The organism is Bradyrhizobium sp. AS23.2, from assembly GCF_001908185.1.
Taxonomy (GTDB): Bacteria; Pseudomonadota; Alphaproteobacteria; order Rhizobiales; family Xanthobacteraceae; genus Bradyrhizobium.
On record NZ_LGHM01000095.1, the window covers coordinates 1 to 10454 of the forward strand.

At 65.1% G+C, this 10454-nt stretch carries 8 protein-coding genes; 3 read left to right on the forward strand and 5 right to left on the reverse strand.

Features of this window, described 5'->3' with window-relative positions:
* Positions 1-379: 379 nt before the first annotated feature.
* Both AC630_RS20695 and AC630_RS20700 read right to left on the reverse strand, forming a co-directional pair.
* A complete protein-coding gene (locus AC630_RS20695) occupies positions 380-1150 on the reverse strand; it encodes an alpha/beta fold hydrolase (protein WP_074120322.1) in 771 nt (256 codons plus the stop codon).
* 159 nt (positions 1151-1309) lie between these two features.
* A complete protein-coding gene (locus AC630_RS20700; RefSeq protein WP_074120329.1) occupies positions 1310-1777 on the reverse strand; it encodes an Hsp20 family protein in 468 nt (155 codons plus the stop codon).
* 222 nt (positions 1778-1999) lie between these two features.
* Between AC630_RS20700 and AC630_RS20705 the strand changes: the two genes are divergently transcribed.
* Positions 2000-2947: an alpha/beta fold hydrolase gene (locus AC630_RS20705; protein ID WP_074120323.1), complete on the forward strand. Its 948-nt coding sequence runs from the start codon at positions 2000-2002 to the stop codon at positions 2945-2947.
* A gap of 50 nt (positions 2948-2997) precedes the next feature.
* On the opposite strand, the gene AC630_RS20710 is transcribed toward AC630_RS20705, so the two are convergent.
* Together AC630_RS20710 and AC630_RS20715 are read right to left on the reverse strand one after the other, a co-directional pair.
* Positions 2998-5754, reverse strand: a complete 2757-nt coding sequence (locus AC630_RS20710) for a di-heme-cytochrome C peroxidase (protein ID WP_074120324.1) — start codon at positions 5752-5754, stop codon at positions 2998-3000.
* 171 nt (positions 5755-5925) lie between these two features.
* Positions 5926-7722 (reverse strand): adenylate/guanylate cyclase domain-containing protein, encoded by a 1797-nt coding sequence (locus tag AC630_RS20715; protein WP_074120325.1) that lies wholly within the window; start codon positions 7720-7722, stop codon positions 5926-5928.
* Between the two features lie 222 nt (positions 7723-7944).
* Between AC630_RS20715 and AC630_RS20720 the strand changes: the two genes are divergently transcribed.
* The gene (locus tag AC630_RS20720; protein ID WP_074120326.1) at positions 7945-8577 is read left to right on the forward strand and encodes a LysE family translocator; all 633 of its coding nucleotides are present in this window, start codon (positions 7945-7947) and stop codon (positions 8575-8577) included.
* An 88-nt stretch (positions 8578-8665) separates the two neighbouring features.
* Here the strand turns inward: AC630_RS20720 and AC630_RS20725 are convergent, their stop codons facing one another.
* Entirely contained in the window at positions 8666-9418 is a 753-nt protein-coding gene (locus tag AC630_RS20725; protein ID WP_074120327.1) for a sulfite exporter TauE/SafE family protein, read from the reverse strand.
* A gap of 89 nt (positions 9419-9507) precedes the next feature.
* Between AC630_RS20725 and AC630_RS20730 the strand changes: the two genes are divergently transcribed.
* Positions 9508-10398, forward strand: a complete 891-nt coding sequence (locus AC630_RS20730) for a LysR family transcriptional regulator (protein ID WP_074120328.1) — start codon at positions 9508-9510, stop codon at positions 10396-10398.
* The last annotated feature ends 56 nt before the right edge of the window (positions 10399-10454 follow it).

Here is a 10454-nt window from a genome sequence, read left to right on the forward strand (position 1 = left end):
GCCGCAGACAGCCGCCGTGCTGGCAAAGCCCGCCGAGGCCGCGCCGCAAGCCGCCGCGCCGACCGTCGGCCAGGCGAAGCCGTCAGCGACGATCTTGCCGACGCAGGAGATGCCGGCCGCACAGGGGCTGGATTAGTGCGCTGCTCGTTTGGCCCGGCGGCGCCGGCCACACTCTCGGTGTCGTCCCGGCGAACGCCGGGACCCATAGCGCGGAATCTATCGTTGGCCAGCGGTGCGAGTCCCGGACGATGAGTCTTCGCCAAACTTCTCCCAAGGGTTATGGGTCCCGCGTTCGCGGGGACGACATCGGGAGGGAGTTGAGCAAACAAAAAGGCGTCCGAAGATTTCGGACGCCTTTTTGCTTTACCGTGATCGGCATTCAGCTTCGTCCATAGCCTGCCGCTTCCAGGATCAAATTCGCCACCTCTTTCGGATGCGACACCAGCGAGAGGTGGCCGGCATCGAGTTCGATCGTGGTTGCATTCATGCGCTTGGCGAGGAAGCGTTCGAGATCGGGATTGATGGTGTAGTCGTTCTTCGACACCGCATACCAACTCGGCTTGGAGTGCCATGCAGCCTCGGTGGTGCGACCGGCGAAGATCGAGGCCGCCGTCGGCCACTGCACCGCGTAAAGCTCCCTGGCCTGCTCCGGCTTAACGCCATTGGCGAAATACTTCAGGAAGGCGTCTTCCGAGAGCTTGGTGTAGCCGTCGCGCTCGACGATGCCGGCGCGTGCCGGGCCCGTCGGAAACTGCTTCGACAGCGCGACGAAATCCTCGTTGGCGTCAGGCGCGCGCGCCGCGATGTAGACGAGGCCGGTGACCTTCGGGTCGGTGCCGACCTGGCTGATCACGGTGCCGCCCCAGGAGTGTGCGACCAGCACGGTCGGACCATCCTGCTCGGCCAGCGCGCGCTTGGTCGCCTCGACCGACTCGGCGAGCGATCCCAGCGGATTCTGCACGGCGGTGACGTTGAGGCCTGCGGCCTGAAGGATCGGGATCACCTCGGACCAGCTCGACCCGTCGGCCCAGGCGCCGTGCACCAGCACGACGTTCTTCGCTTTCACGGTCTGCGGCGTCTGCGCATGAGCAAGGCTGAGGGAGGCCGCCAGCAGGCTCGCGGCGACGAAAAGGCTGCGCCAAAGGGACATGATCGTGCTCCGTCCTGTTCCGGGTGCGATGCCCGAAGGACGGTACGCGAGGTGGCGGCGTTACGCGTCCTCACAGCTCTGTGAAGCCATCCAAAACGAACGAAAAAAAGCACCCCGGGGCACCGGGGCGCTTTCGCAACTTGGACGCTGCCTGTGTGCTTAGGCGGCTTGCGCGGCCGAGTTCTCGATCACCTGCGCCTTCGGCGCGCTGGTGTTGATCGCGATCTGGCGCGGCTTCTTGGCTTCGGGAATCTCGCGTACGAGGTCGACGTGAAGCAGCCCGTTCTCGAGCGAGGCGTCCTTCACCTGCACGAAGTCGGCAAGCTGGAAGGCGCGCTCGAAGGCACGCGCGGCGATGCCGCGGTAGAGCACTTCGTTCTTGCTGTTCTCGTTGGCGACTTTCTCGCCCTTGATCGTCAGCGTGTTTTCCTTCGCGACGATGGAGAGCTCATCCTTGGAGAAGCCCGAGACCGCAACGGTGATGCGGTAGTCGTTCTCGCCGGTGCGCTCGATGTTGTAGGGGGGATAACCGGGGCTGCCGTCCGAACCCGCCTGATCCAGCAGGTTGAAGAGGCGGTCGAAGCCGACGGTGGAACGATAGAAGGGGGTGAGGTCGTAGCTACGCATGGTCAAGTCCTCCATTGAGCGACTGTTCAAAATAACCCGCCCGCCAATCGGGCCGGGCTTTAGTCTGTGTGCAGCCTGATGTTCCGGTTCCGAAACACTGGTAGCGGCCTGCACGAAGGTGATATGGGTGAGTCCAGACGGCGTTCAAGAGGGCGGCACTGGCCCCTCTTCGGCGCTCCCGCCCCTTGATTTCCAGTACTTCGCGCCCAAGCACGCTCAATCATGACGCTGGTCTCGATTCCGTCCAATCCCGTTCCCGAAGACGTCGTCAGCGGCACCATCAAGACTCCCGATGGCGCCGAGCTGCGCTTTGCGCGATGGGCGCCGCCGGCGAACCGCAAGGGCACGGTCTGCGTGTTCACCGGGCGCAGCGAGCAGATCGAGAAATATTTCGAGACCGTGCGCGACCTGCGCGACCGCGGCTTTGCGGTGGCGATGATCGACTGGCGCGGACAGGGCCACTCCTCGCGCCGCCTGCGTGATCCGCGCAAGGGCTATGTGCGCGACTTCTCCGATTTCGAGATCGACGTTGAGACCTTCGTGCAGCAGGTGGTGCTGCCGGATTGCCCGCCGCCCTTCTTCGCGCTCGCACATTCCATGGGCGGCACGGTCATGCTGCGGGTCGCGCATGCGGGCAAGCGCTGGTTCGACCGCATGGTGCTGTCGGCGCCGATGATCGACCTGCCCGGCCGCACCACCTCGTTTCCGGCGCGGGCGCTTCTGAAGACGATGCGAATGTTGGGGATGGGCGCCCGCTATGTCCCCGGCGGCAGCGACCGCATCACCGGGCTCGATCCCTTCATCAACAATCCGCTGACCAGCGATCCCGTGCGCTATGCGCGCAATGCCGCGATCCTGGAGGAGGACCCGACGCTCGGGCTGGCGTCACCGACGGTCGCCTGGGCCGATACCGCCTTCCGCGCGATAAACACCTTCAAGGGCATGAACTACCCCTCCGAGATCCGCCAGCCGATCCTGATGCTCGCGGCTTCCAACGACACCGTGGTCTCGACCGCGGCGATCGAGGAGTTCGCCTACCACTTGCGCGCCGGCTCGCATCTCGTGATCGCCGGCGCCAAGCACGAGATCCTGCAGGAGCAGGACCGCTACCGCTCGCAGTTCTGGGCCGCCTTCGACGCCTTCGTGCCCGGCACGCCGCTGTTCAAGTGAGAGACGGTGTGCTCCCTCGCCCCGCAAGTGGAGAGAAGTGAGGCGATAACTCACAGCGTCTTCAAATATTCGATCAGGTCGTAGCGCTCGTCATCGTCTTTGAACATGCGGCCGATTACGCCGGGGCGTTTCGGTTCACCTTCCCTGCGCTCGAAGGAATGGCCGAGCACGCTGTTGCCCTGGATCGGCTGGCCGTCAGGTCCCGTCGTGGAGAATTGCGTTTCGCCCGTCTTGCAGCGCTCGTCCGCGCTGACCGCAAAGCCGACGGTCACGGGATCATAGTCGCGGTGGCCCATGCAGAACTTCGTTGGGCGCTCGTTTGCAGGCTTCAGCAACCAATACAGAGACGGCACCGAGCCGTTGTGCAGATAGGGCGCCGTGGCCCAGATGCCGTTCAGCGGCCGCGCGCGATAGCGCGGTCCCGGCGCCGTGTTCGGGCAGTTCTTGCGCGCGAGATTCCACAATTTCGCTCGCTCGGCGTCCGGAGTGTTCGCGTCGTCCATCCATTTGCGGGCGATGAGGTCGACGACGGTCATGAGGCCGAGCGCGTAGACCATCTCGGTCGGCGAGCTCGCGGTTGACGTGTCGCATTGCCACCAATTCTTGAGGTCGGCTGTATTCACTTTCAGGAAGCCAGGCACGTCGACGATCCTGTTACCCAGCACGAGCGACTGTTCGGGATCCGTCTTGATCTCGTCGAGCGGGATCGTCACCGCGTTCAGGACCTTGCTGTCGCCGCTTGCCTCCCAATGTCCCGAGGACCAGAAAGCCGGGGTGTTGACGGCCGGCAGGTGACATCCGGAGCACATCTCGGTGTAGATCGCGCGTCCCTTTTCGGCCCGCTTCGCGTCGATCCTCCACGCGTCGCCGAGGATCTGCGACGGCCATTGCGGCGCCAGCAGGCCGCCGAACTTCGGCTCGGCCGACTTGAACGGATCGGGCCCTCTGAGCATGTCCTCGATCCAGCCGAGCGTGTTGATATGAACGGAGGACCGCCAAAGCCTGTCTTCCGGATAGGCGTCGGACAGATTGAGCAGCGCCGTCACGCCGAGGGCCTCGCCGGCGTTGCGGATCAGCGGCTGCTCGATCGAGGCGTCGTACTGGGCGAATTTGAACCACGGCACGGTCCAGATCGCGGGATAGCTGACCGGCGCGTCCTGGGCATGCAGGTTCTTCTCGAAGCCGTTGACCCCGCTCAACGCGAGATCCTGCGAAAACACCTGGTTGCCGATGCGATTGAGGGCGTCGAGGCGGCCGAACCCTTCCTCGGTGTCCTTCTGCACCTTCTTGTCCCAGGTCTGCTTGTGCTTGATCGTATCGTCGTACTTGTTCTGCCAGTCGATCAGGAACTTGCCGATCGCGCTGAGCTTCTGCTTGAGGGCATCGCGGTCCGCCTTGCTGGCTTCACGGCCGAGCACGCGGTCGGCAAAGCGCTGGAAGCGGAACGGCACGTACAGCGTGTAGGCGATCGACAGGCCGGTCGCGAGCTCGAGCTTCTTCAGGTCGGTCATCGCCGGGCCGCCGTCGAAGCGGACGTCAATGCCCTGGTAGTGGATCTGGCCGGTGTGGCAGGCCGCGCAGGTCAGTCCGATCTTGTCGTCTTCGCGACGGCCCGTCCTGGGGTCGACGACACCGGTCATCCGCGCAAATCCGACCGGCAGCCCGTCGACGTTCTCCGCCGGCGTCCAGCGGGTCGACCAGTCCGCTACCTGCGCCGTCTCATAGACATTGGCGTAACCGAAGTTGCGCAGCGTCGACACGTCGGTCTGGATCGACTGCGGACTCGGGATGAAGCCGAAGCGCTCGAGATAGGCGCTGTCCTTCAACATGCCCGGCTGCGAGATCAGATGAAGGCGTGGCTGCTCCAGCGCGATGAACCAGCTATAGGGCACCGGAAAAGTAGCGGTGCCCTGGCTGGCATGATGAAACCAGTGCCGGTCCTTCAGCGACCAGTTTTGCTCGAGCCAGAAGGCTGCCGTCGTCTCCGTGAGCTTGGGCAAGGGCGGCGGCAGCAGCTGCGCGAGCTTTCCATTCTGCGGCAGCATGGCGCGGACCTGGTTGGGGAATTCAGCGACGGCAACCAGGGCGACGAGACCGAGGGCGATCAGCAAGGCCGCGAGCTTGAGGACGCCGCGCACCGTGCGCTGGCAGGCTGACAGCACCGGCTGCGATACCAGCCGCTGATTGATGCTGACAGGGAATTTGCGCTCGTTGAACAGCGTGCGCACGTCGGCGACGCTGAGATAGCGGTCGTCCTTCGTGTCCTTGCCCATGATCTTCAGGAGGATGGGCCATTCGAACTTCATCAACAGCGGATAGTACCAGCGGGCGGCGCTGCCGGCGCGCTTGAGATTGTCGCGCATGAAGACGCCGATTTCCGAGGCGTTGAGGCCGGTCTCGGAGCGGCCGTCGGTCGGATCGGTGTAAGGCCGGCCGAAGCTCGCAAGTCGCGCGATCTCGTCCTCGTTGACCTTGCCGTCCACGCCGAGAATGCGCGAGCCGGCGCCGAGCTTGTCGAGCGGACCGCCGCGCAGCGCGTCGAGCTGCGCGCCTGAAAAGATGCTCTTCAGGATGTGACTGATGCCGTTGGCGATGAGCGCCACGCCGCGGACCTGGAGGCGGGCGAACGCCTTCTTCGGCCCGGTCTCGCCGCTTGCATTGGCGATCGTCTGCGACAGCGTGCCGAGCGGCACGGTCCCGCCGTCGACAAAGCCTTCGCCGACGAGGCCGCGCAGGAAGGGACAGGGATTGTTCGGTGAGACCTGGATTGAGGGGTCGAAGGGAGGCTTCGAAGCAGGGTCGTGCATGGCCCAAAATCCTGAAAACGGCGATTCGCGAAATGACGCCAATAAAGCGCGGAAAGTCCTAACAAACCGGCAGCAGACTGTACTACTTCCGCGTGTGACGAAGTGTGGCTGAATTCACTGTGGTGTCAACAAAGCTGGACGGGAGATTGCCACCCGAGCGCGGCCTGGCCTTCAGGATTCGGCGGCGCGTTTGAGGTCGCTCTGGACAAGGGTCAGCTTGCCGAGCGGCACGCCTGCTTTCAGCAGCCCCTCGCGGTAATGGGCGATGTCGTCGGGTCGCTTCCAGTGAAAATTGCGCAGGTGACGGTCGACGTTCAGTGTCGGGTAGTTGCCCATGAGCACGCCGGTGGCCTCGGCCGCCTCGCCACTCCGCCCCAATTGCGCCAGCGCCGCGGCGCGGATCGCCAGCGCCTGCATGTGATTCGGGTTGATGTAGAGCTGCTCGCGGGCCCACGACAGGGTCGCGTCATATTTGCCCAGCAGATAATGGCTGAAGGCGTTCAGCGTCGCCCATTGGTAGCGCGGATCGCTGTTGTCGCGCTGTGCGGCCATCGAGAACAGCTCGATCGCCTCGCGGTGCTCGCCGATGATGAAGTGGCAGATGCCGAGCACGCCGCGCGCGCCCATGTCGTAGGGGTTGAGAGCGACGGCGCGCTTGGCGGCGTCCATCGCGGCCTCGTAGTGCCCCTCCATGCCGTGAGCCCAGGACAGGATCGAGAACGCGAAGGAGGAGCGCGGGTCGAGCCGGACGCTGGTCTCGGCGAGGTTCATCGCCTCGGCCCACATCTCGCGCGTGCCCTTGATCCAGCCGAACTGGATGCTCTGGATCTGGATCGTGGCGAGATAGGCGTGCGCGATCGACAGCTTGGGGTCGAGCCCGATGGCTTCCCGGAACAGGTCGATGGCGACGTGCAGATCTTCCTTGGTCGGCCGGTAGTAGTGCGACAGTCCCTTGAGGAAGCGGTCCCAGGCCGTCACGTCAGTGGAGAGCCGCGCCGGCGCCGAGGCTTCAGCCCGGACGATCTCGGTGGCGATCGCGGCGGACAGGTTCGTGGTGATCTCGTCCTGCATCGCGAAGAGGTCGCCGATGTCGCGGTCGTAGCGCCCGGTCCAGAGCTGCTCGCCGGTCTCCGGCGCGATCAGCTCGGCGGTGACGCGGATCTTGGCGCCGGCGCGCCGCACCGAACCCTGGATCAGGTAGGTGGCATCGATCTCGCGCGCGATCAGCCGGGTGCTCACGTTGTTGCCCTTGAAGGCGAAGGTCGAGTTGCGGCTCAGCACGCGATAGAAGGATTGCAGCGACAGCGCGTGGATCAGGTCCTCGGTCAGGCCGTCGGAGAAATACTCGTCCTGGGCGTCGCTGAGATTGGTGAAGGGCAGCACGCCGACGATCGCGGTACGGTACTGCTGCGAGAGGGCCGACGCCTCCCTCAGCTCGGGGGCAAGCGCCGGCGCGCCCTCGGGCGTCCAGGTCCAGACCCCGACCGCATCCCTGATGTTCTTGAAGCGATGATTGCCGGCATCGACCAGTGGCACGGCGAGATGCTTGCTCGCCTCCCGGTAGGCCTTGGCCGAGATGGCGAAGCCGCCGGGGCTCGATACGGATTCGAGGCGGACGGCGATGTTGACGTCGTCACCGAACACCTCGTCTTCATCGGCGATGACGTCGCCCATGTGGATGCCGAGGCGGAACTGCATGGCGCGGTCGGCCGGCAGATGATGGTTGCGCTCCGCCATCAGCGTCTGCATTGCGATCGCGGCCTCGGTGGCGCCGACGATAGAGGCGAACTCCAGCAGGAAGCCGTCGCCGGTGTTCTTCACGACACGGCCGCCATGGTTGAGGATGATCGGGTGGATCGCGCTGCGATGGGCCTTGAAGGCGGCATGGGTGCCGGCCTCGTCGTTGCCCATCATGCGCGAATAGCCGGCGACATCGGCGCAGACGATGGCGGCCAGACGTCTTTCCATATCCCCGGAGCTCCAAGGGGGAGGGGGACCGGCCACGGTGTGGCAGTCGCCGCGAATCCCGCATTTCAAGAACCCTGCCTTTATAGAGCAGATGAGGCCGAACGAAAGTATCATCCGCAATGCAAATTCGAGTTAAATTCCACGCAATCGCGGCGGTGGACGGCGGCGCCTGGACCGATTAAGCGGAATTTGGAGCGCCCGGCCGGGCGATGGGGGCCTCTTATGCTTGGTATCCACGAAATCTGGCTCTTCGTCCTCTCGGGGGTGCTGCTCAACATCACGCCGGGACCGGACTCGGTTTATGTCATCGGCCGCAGCGTGCAGATGGGCTGGCGGGGCGGCGCCGCCGCCGCATTCGGCATCAGTTGCGGCTGCTTTTTCCATGTCGCGGGCGCGGCGATCGGCCTTTCGGCCCTGCTGATGGCCTCATCCACCGCCTTTTCGATCCTGAAGCTGGTCGGCGCGGCCTATCTCGTCGTGACCGGGCTTCAGATGCTGTGGTCGCGGCCGGCGCTGGCGTCGGCCATCGACGACCCGGTGAAGAGCTCGCTGCGGCGGATCTTCCTGCAGGGCGTCTTCACCAACGCGCTCAATCCCAAGGTCGCGCTGTTCTTCCTGGCCTTCCTGCCGCAGTTCGTCGCAGTCGACTCCTCGCACAAGCCGCTCGCCTTCCTGACCCTCGGCCTGATCTTCATCTGCACGGGGACGCTGTGGTGCCTGGTGCTGGCGGCGTTCGCGGCGAAGGCCGCGCACCGCTTGCGGACCTCCGAAGGCGCGATCGCCTGGGTCAACCGTGCGCTCGGCGGCCTCTTCATCTATCTCGGCATCCGCGTCGCCATGCTGGAGACGCGGTAAGCATGATCCCGGAAGGTGTGGAGCGGTTTTCGCCCGCGACAAACGCGGAACGCGTTTGCGGGGAAATCATGCTCAAAATGAGAAGCTCTCAAGCGAATTCCTTCGCCAGCGCGCCGCCGGCCAGATAAAGGCCGAGCAGGATCATCGCGATCAGGAACCAGCGGCGAAACGCCTCCGCCGGCATCCGCGCCCGCACCGATTGGCCGATGAACATGCCCGCAAAGGCCATGGCCATGGCGATGGCCCCAGGCACGGCATTGGCCGGGGTGAGCAGACCGCTGGCGGTGAGGTTGAAGGCGAGCGCCAACGTCGCTGTCGTGAAGAACACGCCGAGCGCCTGCACCAGCTCGTCCTTCTCCATGCCGATCGCCTGCATGAACGGCATCGACGGAATCACCTGCACGCCGGTCGAGGCCGAGATCGCGCCGGTGATCACGCCGACCACGCCGCCGACCCATTTCTCGTTCTGCGGCGCGACGCGGAACTGAAATTTGCTGAGCCCGATGATCGCGTAGATCACGAGGAGGACGCCGAGCACCACGGTGCCGTAGCGCGCATGCGGGCCGGTCAGCGCGCCGGCATTGAGCCAGCATCCGATTACGGTGCCCATCATCAGCGGCCACAGCCGCCTCAGGATGTCGCGCAAGTATGGGCCGACGAAGGTCTGCCAGATGTTGGTGACGATGGCGGGAACGATCACGATGGCGATCGCGCGATTGGGCGCCATGCTCACCGCGAGCAGGCCCATGGAGACGGTCGGCAGGCCGAGCCCGACGACACCCTTGACGAAACCGGCGATCAGGAAGACGGCGGCGATGAGAATGAGGAGCGGGTCGATCATGTCGGCACATTGACCGAAGCCGTGCGCCGGCACAATCTGGAGGTTACGGAGATAGCCTTCGATCTGGCCGAAGGCTGCGGAGACCTGCCATGCGCTTCGACCTCGTCGACCTCCAGCTCTTCATCGCGGTTGCCGACCAGCGCAGCATCACCCGCGGCGCGGAGCGCTCGCATCTGGCCTTGGCCTCGGCCAGCGCGCGGATCAAGGGGCTCGAGGACGCACTCGGCGTCACGCTGCTCAAGCGCGGGCGGCGTGGGGTCGAGTTGACCGCGGCCGGCGAAAGCCTGCTCGATCATGCAAGGCTCGTCATCCACCAGGTCGAGGCCATGCGTGGCGATCTTGCGGGTTACGCCAGCGGCGTGCGCGCCAGTGTGCACTTCCTTGCCAACACTTCCGGCCTTTCGGAGCATCTGCCAAAGGCGCTGGCCGGCTTCCTGCACGAGCATCGCGACGTTGCCATCGACATCGAGGAGCGCGAGAGCACCGACATTGCGGCCGCGATCACCGCCGGCGCCGCCGATCTCGGCTTCGCCGCCGAGCATGCGCTGCCCGACCATATCGAGCGCTTCGTCTTCAGCGAGGATCGCCTGACGCTGGTGACCTCGCGCCGCGGCCCGTTTGCCGGCCGCCGCCAGATCGATTTCCAGGAGGCGGGCGATTGCGATTTCGTCGGGTTGACCAGCGCCACCGCGCTCCAGGTCCATATTTCGAAGCATGCGGCGCGGCTCGGCATGCGCCCGCATTTTCGCGCGCGCCTGCGCGATTTCGACGCGATCTGCCAGATGGTCGCCGCCGATGTCGGCGTCGCGCTGGTGCCGGAATCCGCCGCGCGCCGTTGCGCCAAGCTGATGCCGCTCGCCATGGTCCGCCTGCGCGATACCTGGGCCAACCGCCGCCTCGTGATCTGCGCGCGCAGCTTCAAGACGCTGCCCAGGCCGGCGAAGATGCTGGTGGAGCATTTGCGGGCGGCGGCGGTGTGAGACGGAGTATCGCCGCGAGCTCAACTGCGTTCCCTCCCCCCTTGCGGGCCCCGCAA